The following is a 13,214-nucleotide window of genomic DNA, read 5'->3' on the forward strand; positions in this document are numbered from 1 at the left end:
AAGTGCGCGTCCTCTACTATGTAAAAAAACCCGCCTAGCCAGGGCGGGTCTTCGTCATTTTCCCTCACAAATGGTCATGAGCATTTGTGGGGGGATACCGTACAAATTTGCTCGATATCACGTTCCAAATCCAATCAGAAGGAGTACGTTGAATTTGTTGAGAACTGTTTCTTATATTAAAGAAATGTCTCCTTCTGCACAAGCTGTACATTTTTCTAGTCTTACATGATTTAACCATTCTCATGCTACGACCAGTTGAGTTCGTTCAGATGATCAGCAGCGAGCCAACCCCGCTTGTCACGAGCAGGTCCCTCGCACACCGGCGGCGCTGTTGCGCCGAAATCCGCCTCGCTCGATGTGAGGCGAAACGGACTGAGGAATCATGACGTCGCACCCATTCCTTTCCACCTTCTCCTTGCTGATGTGTGTCGCAGTCACTACTTCGCGAAGCAATCCAGTATAAAAATTCGTGCTTTAGCTCAAGTGATGACAGGATCGTTCAGGCCGCCAACGCTACCTTGATTGCGCCGCGTCTTCACCCTCACGCACTCATCCACTTTGTGTAAAGTACAAATTTTTATACCGCAAGGAACAATCCCCTCACCGCGACAACCTGCACGTCTTTGCCTGTGCAACACATCCAGACTTCGCCTAACACCTAGTCCCTATTTTTGGCAAATATAGACGAAGGCGGGCGGTACGTTCATCGGAACAAATCCGATCTTGACACTGCGAAAACGCTCTTGGAGCTGTTTTTTCATCTGTAAGGAGTATTGAAAAGCGATAAATTTACCGCCTGGCTTCAAGCTTTCTACCACTTCGCTGAGCAACTTGTCACGCATGTCCTGCTCAAAATTGGCAAACGGCAACCCAGAGAAGACAACATCGAGTTTGCCCATGCCAAACTGTTGCAACGCGTGATTCAACTCGGTCGCATCGCCCCAGTAGTTCAGGTTTGGGGACTGCTCTTTCAATCGGTTGCGCATCATCGGGTCCGCTTCAAAGATCACCGCCTGCGCTTTACGATGCATGCGACGGTTGATCGCCCGCGTAAACACGCCAGTACCCGCGCCAAGTTCAGCGACAGCGCGCACTTGGTCCCAATCGATCGGCTCTAGCATCTTGTTTGTCAAATAGCGCGAACTAGGCAGGACGGACCCGACCTGCTTGGGCGAAGTTAAAAATTTCGAAAGAAAAACAAATTTATCTGAACGTCGCGTATTTTTCACGTATTGAATATCCAAGTTACTCAATCTCCTTAGTCGGATTTTTGGTGATGATTTCATCATACGCGATAATCGGTCAGAAGTCATCGGGAAATTTTTTATAAAATAAAAAAAATAGAGCGCCTAGGCACTCTGTTTAGAATTTTCGATTTTTTATCGATAATGTCCGCCAATCTTCCCGGACCGCTCAAACGCCTGCCCCGCTTGTGTCAAAGAAGCGGCACGCACCAACGCGGTGTTGCCAAAGCGGTCTTTGATGCTGTCGATCGTGTACGCGAGACGACGTTCGCGCTCGCGATCATGGAAGAGGTCGAGTTGCTGTTCTCCGTCATCACCTAAGTTTTCCACCGAGATGCCGACGGAGCGCACCGCCGTACCTGACCATTTCTCGTGGAAAATCTGACAAGCCGCCGCATATACCTCGCGGGTGATGTTGGTCGAATAGGGCAGTGACACCTGCCGCGAAAAACCGCCGACCAAGCCATGATATCCGCAGTGCATGTGGACGGTTCGCCCGTTGCGTCCCATCCGCCGCAAGCGGCGACAGACATCCTCACACAGTTCGAGCAGCACCACCTCCACCTCGGCAGCCGTCTCGTAATCGCGAGGCAACGTCATCATATGCCCAACGCTTTTCATGTCTTGGCGAAATGTGTTTGGCGTGACCGGCGAATAATCGATGCCGTTGGCGGAGAGATGGTACACTTCGCCCATGATGCCAAACCGCTTTTTTAACAGATGCAGCGGATAGCGAGCGAGGTCGCCGATCGTCACGATGCCGCGCGAGTGAAAATGGCGCTCCATGCGGGAACCGACGCCAAACAGTTCGCGCACCGGAAGTGGATGCATCTCCCGAACGATGTCCTGCGGCTTCCACTCCCAGATCCCTTCGGAGGACTTTTTCGCCTTCGTGTCACAGCAGACCTTGGCGACCAGCTTGTTGTAGCCGATGCCCACCGAGCAGACCACGCCCGTCTCCTCCCGCACCAAGCGCCGAAACTGGCGCGCCACCTCCCAAGGCCCACCCCATAGCTTTTCCGTCCCCGACAAGTCGAGGAAAATTTCATCGATCGAAAACACTTCCACCTGTGGCGTGAAACGTTGCGCGATCTCCATAATGCGCACCGACACTTCCACATAGGTCTCCATACGCGGACGTACGATCACCGCCTGCGGACACTTTTGCTGCACCATCCACAGCGGATCGACCGTCTTGATCCCAAACTGCTTCGCCTCTTTGCTCGCCGCCAGCACAATGCCGCTGCGTCGCTCCGGATCGCCGCAGATCACGACCGGCTTGCCGCGCAACTCGAGGTTTTGCGCCTGCTCAATACTCGCGTAAAACGAATTCATATCGACCAGCAGAATCTGCCGCTTATCTGTTAAATCGTACCCTTCCACAATATCACCACCACTAAATTAAGAACAAATGTTCCTGTATTGTTCTTAGTATATGCGAACATAGGTTCGTGATGCAATCAAAAAATGTACCACTTCTCCCGAAGTGATACAGTAATATTGATGCATATTGATAGAGTGATTTAATATCGTCATTTCAACCGCCCTTTGACGCGCAGGTGCTGGAAGCTCATCGGTTCGGCCTTTTCATGGCGATGTTCATCATGAAAAACGAAGACGCCGAGCAGATAACAGCCAGCCATCGCCAGCAGTGCCACGCCATCCACCCACGGGCCATAAAAACCCACAAGGTTCATCGGATGTGAGAACATCGACAGCCACCCAGACAGCACCAGCAACAGTTGAGTATCCCAGGCCCCGCCGTTCAGCCATTTGTAAAGCAGGAACAGCCCGGCTGGGCCGTGGACGCACAGCATATACCAGAGCGACTCCGCCAGCATGCGCTCGCGCTCAAAATGGCGGGCCTGATAATAGCCGACCATCCCCATCGACAAAGCCAGCAGCGTCCCGAGCACGATCGTCGCCACATCGAGCACGACCATCGCCCCAGACGTTGCACCTAAGAAGCGCCAAACCAGATACGGCACCAGCAAAATTTTTATCAAGATAAACAGGACGATCACAACCTGAGCGGTGACAGTGTGATAAAAAAGCTGTAGATTCCTCACGCGAAGGCCCCCTTGCGCTTGTTCAAGTTCATTCTATTCAGCGCTTGGCCACAAAAGACGTACAATCTCCGACATCGTAGAGCGGATGCCTCGATCTCTACCGATAAGCAATCGAGGACCCCAACAAAAAAAGGCCTGCTCCGCACAAGGAGCAGGCAAACTATGATAGGAGTGGAGAGAAACCAGAACTAAGCTTCTTGGCAATAGAATACTCGATTCCCCTTCCGCTTGTCAATGAATTATCTGATATTTTGCACAAGTTGTGCAAACCCTGGAAACGACACATCGACCGACTCCCAGTCGCGAATCGTCGCAGGCCCGTCAGCAACCAAGGCGGCAACTGCCATCGCCATCGCGATACGGTGGTCATGGTGCGTCTCTACGATCGCACCGCCGCGCAGTTTCATGCCTCCGATAATGCGCAGACCGTCTTCCAACTCTTCCACCTGTGCGCCGAATTTGCGCAGTTCGGCTGCGGTGGTGGCGATGCGGTTGGACTCTTTGACCTTCAGCTCCTTCGCATCGCGAATCTCCGTCACACCTGCGGCTTGCGTGGCGGCGACGGCGAGCACCGGAATCTCATCGATCAGGCGAGGAATCATCGCACCGCGCACGGTGACGCCTCGTAACGCCCCGGCTCGCACGCGCAGGTCAGCGATCGGCTCGTCACCGGAGACCCGCTCGTTAAGCAACTCGATCTGCGCCCCCATCTCGCGCAGCACATCCAAGATGCCGGTCCGCGTCGGATTGATGCCGACATTGCGAATCAGCAGGTCGGAGCCGGGCAGAATGGCGGCGGCAACCAGCAAAAAGGCGGCCGAGGAAATATCGCCTGGCACTTCGATCTCCGTTGCCGTCAGCTTGGCCCCCCCGCGCACCGAGGTGTAGCCGTCCGCTTCGAATACGGGCACGCCAAACGCTCGCAGCATGCGCTCCGTATGATCGCGGGACGGTTCCGGCTCTTTGACGCCCGTGCTGCCATCCGCAAACAACCCGGCGAGCAAAATGGCCGACTTGACCTGAGCGCTTCCGACCGGAGAGTCATAGTTGATCCCGCGCAGATTGCCACCGCGCACCGACAGCGGGGCGAGCCTGCCGTCCTCACGCCCGTCGATCTTGGTGCCCATCTCCCGCAAAGGATTGGTCACGCGCCCCATCGGGCGGCGGCGAATCGAGGCATCGCCTGTGACCGTGCAGTGAAAGGGCTGTCCCGCCAAAATGCCGAGCATCAGGCGGGCGGTGGTACCAGAGTTGCCCACATCGAGCAGGTCGTCAGGCTCTTGCAATCCGTGCAAACCAGCGCCAGTGACGCGCAGTTCTGTCTCGGACAACCTCTCGATCGCCACACCCATCTTGCGAAAACAATCGATCGTGCTCAAGCAGTCTGCACCCGGCAAAAAGCCGCGCACATGTGTCACACCATCGGCCAACGCACCAAACATGACGGCGCGGTGCGAGATCGACTTATCGCCTGGCACCTCGACCTCGCCTTGCACGCGCCCGGCCGGTTCGATCACCATATCCATCGAATACTTCCTCCTCTACTTCATCCCGTCGCGAAACTCTGCCGCTTTGGAAAAAAAGTTCTCGATCTCAGGCCCTGCTTCCTGCTCTAGCATCCCCAAAAAATGATGAATGCTCTGCTGCCAGCCCTGTAGCAGGTCGCGGATCACATCGCGGTTGCTGAGCACGATGTCCCGCCAGATCAAAGGGTTACCGCTTGCGATGCGGGTCACATCGCGAAATCCGCCCGCTGCGAGCCGGGCATAGAGCGCCCCGCTTTCCGATTCCAGCGACAACTTGGCCACCTGTTCAACCAGTTGCGCCGCGATGATGTGCGGCACATGGGAGATCGCCGCCACCACCTCATCATGCAGATTGGGGTCGAGCACCATCACCTGCGCCCCGATGCGTTCAACTGCCCACTTCCATTTGGCAAACACGTCAGGATCGCTGTCCGCAAACGGAGTCAGCACATAGACGGACCCCTGAAACAAGCGCGAGGTCGCCGCTTCCACGCCAGAACGCTCCGATCCAGCCATCGGATGCCCGCCGATAAAAACAACGGAGGCAGGCAGCAAACGCCGCGCCTCCGCACAAATTTCCCGTTTGGTGGAGCCGACGTCGGTGATCAAGCAACCTGGACGAAGCGGCAGCTCGGCCAGAACTTCGAGCGTAGCAGCCATCTCGCGCACAGGTGTCGCCAGCACGATCAGGTCGGCATCTTGCACCGCGTCTTGCAGCGAATCTGCCACATGATCGACCACGGCGCGCGACAACGCCAGCTGACAGCTCTGCGGATTGAGTTCGACGGCGGTCAAATGTTTGACACAGTGGGATTGTTTCAGCGCCAAAGCGAGCGAACCGCCGATCAAGCCGCAACCGATCAACACCGCTTTTTCGAACATCGGCATCTCCTCCTTCGGGATGGGATTGAAGAATCGACAGGAATTGGGGGATTCCTGTAATTATGCTTCTTGCTTGTTCGGATACAACGGCGCTTTCAGGGAAGCCGCAAACTGAACAAGATCCTGCTTCGTCGCTTCAACAAGTGCCGCATCTCCAGCTTGAAGCGCATCGGCGATCGCAGCCGTTTTTTTCACGATAGCTGAGCCGACGACAACACCGTCTGCAAACTGACCGATGATCGCCGCATGCTCCGGTTTGCCAACACCAAAGCCGACCGCTACGGGGAGTGCGGTATGCTTTTTCACGCTGGCAACATAGCTGGACAGGTCGGCATCCAAGTTTTCACGCACGCCTGTGACGCCCAGGGCGGCGACACAGTAGATGAAACCTTGGCCTTGCGCCACAATCTTTGCGATGCGCTCCTGCGAAGTCGGAGCGACGAGCGGGATCAGATCGACCCCCGTCGCCAAACCGGCAGCGAGCGCTTCCTCGCTTTCTTCCAGCGGCAGATCGGGGATGATCACGCCGTTTGCCCCCACCTCTTTGGCGGTTTGGAAGAAGTCATGCACGCCCCACTGAAACACGGGGTTGGCATACGTAAAGAGCACGAGCGATGCTCGAACTTTCGGGCGTACGCGGCGCACCAGTTCAAACACGTCCGGCATCCGCGTGCCGCTGCTCAGCGAGCGCAAGGAACCTGCCTGAATCGTCGGGCCGTCTGCGAGCGGGTCGCTGTACGGAATGCCGATCTCGATGATGTCGGCACCGATTTTGTCCAATTCCACAATCACCTCTTCGGTGATCGCCAAGTTCGGGTCACCTGCGGTCAGAAATGGCATGAATGCTTTTTCACCCGTTTCCTGCAGTCGTCTAAACGTGTCAGCGATGCGAGTCATGCGTCGATCCCTCCCAACATCTCTGCGACTTGATGCACATCTTTGTCACCGCGCCCGGAAAGCGAGACGATGATCAAATGATCGGACGGAAGTTCTGGCGCCAGTTTGACCACCTGCGCGATCGCATGCGACGATTCGAGCGCTGGGATGATCCCTTCGACCCGGGAGAGCAGTTGGAACGCATCGAGCGCTTCTCCGTCGGTGATCGGCAGGTACGTGGCGCGACCTGAGTCGGCGAGGTGCGCATGTTCCGGACCGATGCCGGGGTAGTCGAGACCTGCGGAGATCGAGTGGGCCGGCTGAATTTGTCCGTGTTCATCTTGAAGCAGATAGGTCAGCGAGCCGTGAATGATGCCGGAGCGACCTTTGGTGATCGTCGCAGCGTGGCGCTCGGTGTCCACACCTTCGCCTGCTGCCTCCACGCCGATTAAGCGCACGCCTTCGTCTTCGAGGAACGGATAGAAAATGCCCATCGCGTTCGAACCGCCGCCCACACAAGCGACGATCGTGTCGGGCAGACGCCCCTCCTCTTTCAAAATCTGCTCACGCGCCTCATCGCCGATGATGCGTTGAAAATCCCGCACCATCATCGGATACGGATGCGGGCCGACGACCGAGCCGATGATGTAAAACGTATCTTCCACATGCTCTACCCAGTGCCGAATCGCTTCGTTGGTCGCGTCTTTCAACGTTTTCGTTCCCGATTTGGCCGGAACGACTTCAGCGCCCATCAGCTTCATCCGAAACACGTTGAGCTTTTGACGCTCCATGTCCTCTTCGCCCATGAACACGGTGCACTCCAGACCGAGCAACGCCGAAACGGTCGCCGTCGCCACACCGTGCTGACCAGCCCCAGTTTCTGCGATAACGCGTTTTTTGCCGGTCACCTTCGCGAGCAGACCTTGCGCCAAACAGTTATTGATCTTGTGGGCGCCCGTATGGTTGAGGTCTTCACGCTTCAAGTAGATCTTCGCACCGCCAAGATGCTTCGTCAGATTTTCCGCATAGTACAGCGACGTCGGGCGTCCCGAGTATTTATGGAGATAGTAGCGGAGCTGCTGCTGAAACTCCGCGTCGTTTTTGTAGTGGTTGAAATCCTGCTCCAACTGCTCCAGCGCGTTCATCAGCGTCTCTGGTACGAATTTGCCGCCGAACTTGCCAAATCGTCCTCTGATGTCTGGGAAAATGGTGCTCATTGCTGCTCCCTCACTTTCGTCACGAATGCTGTGATTTTTTCCGGGTCTTTCAAGCCGACCTTCTCCACGCCGGAAGACACATCGACGCCATCGGGGCGGTAGGTGTTGACCAGTTCGCCGACGTTGTCTGCGTCCAGCCCTCCGGCGATAAACAGCTTGGTGTCTTTCAGGTAAGCGCGCAACCGCGGGATCTCAGACCAAGCAAAAGGTACTCCCGAGCCGCCCCGCGCATTGTCGAGTAGGACCGCGTCCGCAATTCCGGCAAAAGCGCCCACTTCTTCATCGCGCTGGTCACCGCGAACACCCCAAGCTTTCCAGACCGCAAGACCCGTTTCACGTTTCACCCGTTCACAAAACTCCGGCGTCTCGTCCCCATGCAGTTGCAAAACGTGCAACCCTGCCGTTTCCGCGATCCTTTTAAGTTCGGTCGCGTCTACGTTGACGAAAACGCCGACGCGTTGCACCGTGTCGGGGAGATTTCCCCCCAGTTCTGCCGCCTCTTCCGCCGTCACCTGTCGCTTGCTCCTGGCAAACACGAATCCGACATACTCGACTGGCAGCGAGCCAACATGGTGAATCGTCTCATGCAGTCTCAGCCCGCAGACTTTGATCAACGTCATGCCTGCGCCCCGCTGCGACCGAGCAACAGATCGATCGACGGCGCGATCAACCGATCACGCATCAGCGTTTCACCGACGAGGATCGCCCCAGCCCCGGCCGCTTTGACCTGCTTGACATCCTCAAATGTCACGATGCCGCTTTCGCTGACCAACAGAGTGCCTGCTGGCACCATTTCCGCCAAGCGGGCGGTCGTGCCGAGATCAACGGTAAAGTCGCGCAGATCGCGGTTGTTGACGCCAAGCAGCCCGGCACCAGCTTCCAGCGCTCGCTCCACCTCCGCCTCATCGTGCACTTCGGTCAGCACATCGAGGCCGAGCAAAGTGGCCAGTTCGAGGTATTCCTGCATTTGTGCGGTCGAGAGGATCGCCGCGATCAATAAAATGCAGTCAGCACCGAGCAGGCGGGATTCGTAAATCTGCTTTTCGTCGATGATGAAGTCTTTGCGCAGCAGTGGCAGATCGACCGCCGCCCGCACGTTGCGCAGATAGTCGGCATGGCCTTGGAAAAATTGCTCATCGGTCAGCACAGACAGACAGTTGGCACCCGATCGCGCATAGATTTCGGCGATGGTCACCGGGTCGAAGTCGGGCCGGATGATCCCTTTGGAGGGCGATGCCTTTTTCACTTCCGCGATCAGGGCGATATACGCGTCGCTTTTGCGCAGGGCCTGCTCAAAACCGCGCGTCACCGGAAGTCCTGCAATCTCTTCTGTAACTCGCGAAAGGTCGAAGTTGCTGGCATACATCGCCACTTCTTCACGTTTGACAGCTACGATTTTGTCCAGGATCATTTAAGCCAGCTCCTTTTCCCGTACCATGCTTTGCGAGACGTTGACCAATTGCTGCAATAGTTCCTTCGCCCGGCCCGAGTCGATCGCCGCCTGCGCCAGTTGCACGCCTTCACCGATCGAAGTTGCCTGACCTGCGACATATAAGGTTGCCGCCGCATTCAGCACGACGATGTCGCGGGCCCCACCTTGTTTGCCGTCGAGAATCTGGATCAGAATCTCCGCATTCTCTTGTGCCTCCCCACCGCGAATGGCCTCGATGGGGTGCCGCTTTAGCCCAACTTCTTCTGGAGTGAACGTGAATACGCGCTCTACCTTGCCGCCGCGCACTTCCGCGATTTTCGTGGCATCGGTGACGGTGATCTCATCGAGACCGTCAGCACCGTGGACAACCAGCGCATGCTCAGTGCCCAATTCGGCCAGCGCATAGGCCATTTTCTCAACGAGGTCCGCGCCGAACGTGCCGATCACCTGCCGCTTCGTACCAGCTGGGTTGGTCAGCGGACCGAGCACGTTGAAAACGGTTCGAAACCCCAGTTCGCGGCGCGGCCCGATCGCATGTTTCATCGCCGGGTGATAGAGTTGGGCGAACAGGAAGGTCAGCCCGACTTGTTCCAGACAGTGGGCCGCCTGCGCCGGGGTCAGGTCGATATTTACCCCCAACGCTTGCAACACATCTGCGCTGCCCGAACGGGACGACACCGAACGGTTGCCATGTTTGGCGATCTTAACGCCAGCTGCAGCTGCCACAAAGGAGGCCGTGGTGGAGATGTTGAACGTGTCCGCTCCGTCTCCCCCCGTCCCGCACGTATCGACCAGCCCGCTCAGACTCGACTCAACTGGGGTGACGAACGAACGCATCGCCTTTGCAAACCCGGTGATCTCTTCCACCGTCTCACCGCGCATCCGCAGCGCGGTGAGCAACGCTGCGATCTGCGACCCGGTCGCTTCTCCCGCCATGATCTGCTCCATCGTCTGCTCTGCCAATTCTCGGGTCAGCATTTCACCGCTGATCACCGCTTGAAGTGCACGTTTGATCATCTACGCTCGCTCCTCTCAACTGTCTCTTCTCTGCTCGAAAAATTCAAAAAGGCCAGAGCAAAGACGCTCTGACCGTAAAGGACAAGAAAGAAGTACGTAGATAGATAGACCTATCCCGTAAATATAAACTCTTCTCGTCTCGGCTCGTCTGTGCTACTCTCATCTCTGCTCTGTTCAAACATGTCTCAGTTCAAAACACACCTACTACAACCTAAAAAACATACAACTCTACTCTGGCTCTAACTTAACTAATTAATATGATACTCGGCCTGCTGAGGGCCGTCAACCCTTTTGTTTCAAATCGGGTCGCAGCCCTTCCGCTTCCCGGAGGTAGATGTGACGAATCTCCTCCTGTGTCTTGACTGTGTTCACATGCAATAACAGACGAATGCACTTCGGCAGCGAGCCTGGCACCGGCACTTCCAATGCACACATCAGCGGAATGATGTCCCAGCCATCCATCGCACGGACCGCTTGGGCCGGAAACGTGGCATCGAGATCGGGAGTCACCGTAATGAAGCAGGACGCAATCTGCTCCGGTGTGATCAGATTTTCCTCCATGATCGTAAGCAGCAGTTCCCGGGTCGCTTGATGTATGCTTTCTGTCTCGTTGTGTTCGACCGTGATCGCCCCGCGAATCCCACGTACGATCATTTCCATGTCTTAGCGCTCCCTTCGGCTGGCAATCACTTCACGCACCCGCTCCGGCGGCACATCTTTGACGATCTCCACTTCGCCAATGCGGCACAGGAGCACAAAGGTCAGCGTACCACCGGATGCTTTTTTGTCCTTTTGCATCGATTTGATCAACTCTTCGGTGTTGATGTGCGCGGGAATCCTCGTCGGCAATCCGGCCCGTTCCACCATCGCTTCCACTTCGGCCGCCGCCGTTGGCGCACAATAGCCCAAGTTTACCGACAGTTCCGCCGCTGCCACCATGCCGATCGCAACCGCTTCACCGTGACGAAAATGCCCCGAACCGGCCAGCGTCTCGACCGCGTGACCGAGCGTGTGCCCAAAATTCAGGATCGCGCGCAGCCCGCGTTCCTGCTCATCGGCCGACACGACCCCCGCTTTGATCCGGCATGAGCGAGCTAGCAACTCTCCCATCGCCACCGGATCATTTTGCAAAATGGAAGGTGTCTGCTCCGTCATCCACGCAAACAGCTCGGCATCGAGAATGATCCCATGCTTGATCGCTTCGGCAAACCCGGAACGCAGTTCGCCGATCGGCAACGTTTGCAGTGCGGCGATGTCGTAGATCACCGCCAACGGCTGATGAAACGCCCCGATGATATTTTTCGCTCCAGACAGGTTGACGGCGACCTTGCCGCCGACCGCGCTGTCGTGAGCGAGCAGCGTGGTCGGCAGCTGTACAAACGAGATACCGCGCATATACGCCGCCGCAACAAATCCGGCAAAGTCACCGACCACACCGCCACCGAGCGCCAGCACGACCGAGTGGCGATCAAGACCTGCTTCGTACGCAAATTCAAACGCCTGCTCCGCAAGCTCCAGCCGTTTGGAGGCTTCACCTGCCGGAATCACAAAGACCTCCGCCCGATAACCCGCCGCTTGCAACGAAGCGAGAACGGGCGACAAGTGGCCTGCCGCCTGCACATTCGTATCGGTGATGATCAGATGCCGAGACGATGCTTTGACGTTCAATTCTTGCAAAAATTGCCCGATCTGCGCCAACAAGCCCGTACCGATGACGATGTCATATTGACTATGTCCAGTATCAACCCGTTCCCGTATCATCGCGCACCGATCATGTCAATATAGCTTTTATAGTTGCGCTCTATCTCTTCGATCGAGTCACCGCCGAATTTTTCCAAAAAGGCTTGTCCTAACACCCACGCGACCATCGCTTCCCCGACGACCGCTGCAGCCGGAACCGCACAGACGTCCGAGCGCTCAATCGTCGCCCGGTATGGCTCTTTCGTGCGCATGTCGACCGACTCCAACGGCTTATACAAGGTCGGGATCGGCTTCATCGCCGCCCGAACGATCACCGGCTGTCCGTTGGTGACGCCACCTTCCAGCCCGCCTGCGTTGTTTGTGCGGCGATAATACTCGCCTTTGCTGTGGCCGATCTCATCGTGAACTTTCGAACCTGGCGTGCGCGCCGCTTCGAAGCCGATGCCGATCTCCACACCTTTGATCGCCTGAATGCTCATCAGCGCTTGAGCCAAACGACCATCCAATTTGCGGTCTGGATGCGCATAGGAGCCAAGGCCGATCGGCAAGCCCGTGACGATGATTTCAAAAATCCCGCCCAGCGTATCGCCTGCCGCCTTCGCCGCATCGATCTCTTCGATGATTTTCTTTTCCGCTTCCGGATCGGCCACCCGCACTTCCGAACTTTCGGCGCGCTCGGCGATCTCCGGAATCGTCCCTTCCAGTCGATCCACCCGCACCGGACCCAGTTCGACCACATGGCCGTACACTTCGATCCCGAAATGGCGCAGCAACAAGCGGGCTGTAGAACCGACTGCCACCATCGTCGCTGTGTTGCGGGCACTGGCCCGCTCCAAGACGTTGCGGATGTCCTCTTGATTGTATTTTAAGGCGCCTGCGAGGTCAGCATGACCTGGGCGCGGCTTTGTAATCTCAACGACACTATCTGGCGCTTCACCTGTGATCGCCATTTTCTCCGACCAATTGCGCCAGTCTTTATTCTGGATCATCAAGGCGACAGGCGTACCCATCGTCTTGCCAAATCGCACTCCGCTCATAATCTCTACTCGATCTGACTCGATTTTCATCCGGCCCCCGCGTCCATATCCTTGCTGGCGGCGCCACAACTGATGATTGATAAAATCAAGATCAAGTGGCAGATTGCCCGGCAGTCCCTCGATGATCGCCGTAAGTGCGGGCCCATGCGACTCCCCGGCCGTCAGATACCTCAACATACTCAAAAACTCCTCTCTATTCTCAACTAGTATGCG

Annotated in this window: 13 protein-coding genes; all 13 read right to left on the reverse strand. The window is 56.5% G+C overall.

Annotated features, from left to right (window positions below; genetic code table 11):
* Nucleotides 1-665 precede the first annotated feature (665 nt).
* Nucleotides 666-1,244: a class I SAM-dependent methyltransferase gene (locus tag CIG75_RS10860; RefSeq protein ID WP_227874202.1), complete on the reverse strand. Its 579-nt coding sequence runs from the start codon at nucleotides 1,242-1,244 to the stop codon at nucleotides 666-668.
* A gap of 135 nt (nucleotides 1,245-1,379) precedes the next feature.
* The gene (locus tag CIG75_RS10865) at nucleotides 1,380-2,627 is read right to left on the reverse strand and encodes a DNA polymerase IV (RefSeq protein ID WP_227874203.1); all 1,248 of its coding nucleotides are present in this window, start codon (nucleotides 2,625-2,627) and stop codon (nucleotides 1,380-1,382) included.
* A gap of 149 nt (nucleotides 2,628-2,776) precedes the next feature.
* Nucleotides 2,777-3,313: a hypothetical protein gene (locus tag CIG75_RS10870; protein ID WP_094236675.1), complete on the reverse strand. Its 537-nt coding sequence runs from the start codon at nucleotides 3,311-3,313 to the stop codon at nucleotides 2,777-2,779.
* A 239-nt stretch (nucleotides 3,314-3,552) separates the two neighbouring features.
* Nucleotides 3,553-4,833 (reverse strand): 3-phosphoshikimate 1-carboxyvinyltransferase, encoded by a 1,281-nt coding sequence (gene aroA / locus CIG75_RS10875; protein ID WP_227874431.1) that lies wholly within the window; start codon nucleotides 4,831-4,833, stop codon nucleotides 3,553-3,555.
* Between the two features lie 21 nt (nucleotides 4,834-4,854).
* Nucleotides 4,855-5,721: a prephenate dehydrogenase gene (locus CIG75_RS10880; protein WP_157729509.1), complete on the reverse strand. Its 867-nt coding sequence runs from the start codon at nucleotides 5,719-5,721 to the stop codon at nucleotides 4,855-4,857.
* Between the two features lie 60 nt (nucleotides 5,722-5,781).
* Nucleotides 5,782-6,618, reverse strand: coding sequence for a tryptophan synthase subunit alpha (gene trpA / locus CIG75_RS10885; protein WP_094236678.1), 837 nt, complete (start codon nucleotides 6,616-6,618; stop codon nucleotides 5,782-5,784).
* A complete protein-coding gene (gene trpB, locus CIG75_RS10890; RefSeq protein WP_172844452.1) occupies nucleotides 6,615-7,814 on the reverse strand; it encodes a tryptophan synthase subunit beta in 1,200 nt (399 codons plus the stop codon). Before trpB ends, trpA begins: the two co-directional genes overlap by 4 nt.
* Nucleotides 7,811-8,434, reverse strand: a complete 624-nt coding sequence (locus tag CIG75_RS10895) for a phosphoribosylanthranilate isomerase (RefSeq protein WP_094236679.1) — start codon at nucleotides 8,432-8,434, stop codon at nucleotides 7,811-7,813. The genes trpB and CIG75_RS10895 overlap by 4 nt, the downstream gene beginning before the upstream one ends.
* A complete protein-coding gene (gene trpC, locus CIG75_RS10900) occupies nucleotides 8,431-9,225 on the reverse strand; it encodes an indole-3-glycerol phosphate synthase TrpC (protein ID WP_094236680.1) in 795 nt (264 codons plus the stop codon). The genes CIG75_RS10895 and trpC overlap by 4 nt, the downstream gene beginning before the upstream one ends.
* The gene (gene trpD, locus CIG75_RS10905) at nucleotides 9,226-10,263 is read right to left on the reverse strand and encodes an anthranilate phosphoribosyltransferase (protein WP_094236681.1); all 1,038 of its coding nucleotides are present in this window, start codon (nucleotides 10,261-10,263) and stop codon (nucleotides 9,226-9,228) included.
* 282 nt (nucleotides 10,264-10,545) lie between these two features.
* Entirely contained in the window at nucleotides 10,546-10,917 is a 372-nt protein-coding gene (gene aroH / locus CIG75_RS10910) for a chorismate mutase (protein ID WP_094238415.1), read from the reverse strand.
* 9 nt (nucleotides 10,918-10,926) lie between these two features.
* Entirely contained in the window at nucleotides 10,927-12,024 is a 1,098-nt protein-coding gene (aroB, locus tag CIG75_RS10915; protein WP_094236682.1) for a 3-dehydroquinate synthase, read from the reverse strand.
* Nucleotides 12,021-13,178 carry a chorismate synthase gene (gene aroC, locus CIG75_RS10920; protein ID WP_094236683.1) on the reverse strand — a complete coding sequence of 386 codons (1,158 nt, stop codon included), beginning with the start codon at nucleotides 13,176-13,178 and terminating at the stop codon, nucleotides 12,021-12,023. Before aroC ends, aroB begins: the two co-directional genes overlap by 4 nt.
* Nucleotides 13,179-13,214 lie beyond the last annotated feature (36 nt).

The sequence above is a fragment of the Tumebacillus algifaecis genome (assembly GCF_002243515.1).
GTDB lineage: Bacteria > Bacillota > Bacilli > Tumebacillales > Tumebacillaceae > Tumebacillus_A > Tumebacillus_A algifaecis.

Coding starts and splice junctions, on each gene's coding strand:
- aroA (WP_227874431.1), bottom strand. CDS start 4,833: ATGGTGATCGAACCGGCCGGGCGCGTGCAAGGCGAGGTCGAGGTGCCA.
- CIG75_RS10880 (WP_157729509.1), bottom strand. CDS start 5,721: ATGTTCGAAAAAGCGGTGTTGATCGGTTGCGGCTTGATCGGCGGTTCG.
- trpA (WP_094236678.1), bottom strand. CDS start 6,618: ATGACTCGCATCGCTGACACGTTTAGACGACTGCAGGAAACGGGTGAA.
- trpB (WP_172844452.1), bottom strand. CDS start 7,814: ATGAGCACCATTTTCCCAGACATCAGAGGACGATTTGGCAAGTTCGGC.
- CIG75_RS10895 (WP_094236679.1), bottom strand. CDS start 8,434: ATGACGTTGATCAAAGTCTGCGGGCTGAGACTGCATGAGACGATTCAC.
- trpC (WP_094236680.1), bottom strand. CDS start 9,225: ATGATCCTGGACAAAATCGTAGCTGTCAAACGTGAAGAAGTGGCGATG.
- trpD (WP_094236681.1), bottom strand. CDS start 10,263: ATGATCAAACGTGCACTTCAAGCGGTGATCAGCGGTGAAATGCTGACC.
- aroH (WP_094238415.1), bottom strand. CDS start 10,917: ATGATCGTACGTGGGATTCGCGGGGCGATCACGGTCGAACACAACGAG.
- aroB (WP_094236682.1), bottom strand. CDS start 12,024: ATGATACGGGAACGGGTTGATACTGGACATAGTCAATATGACATCGTC.
- aroC (WP_094236683.1), bottom strand. CDS start 13,178: ATGTTGAGGTATCTGACGGCCGGGGAGTCGCATGGGCCCGCACTTACG.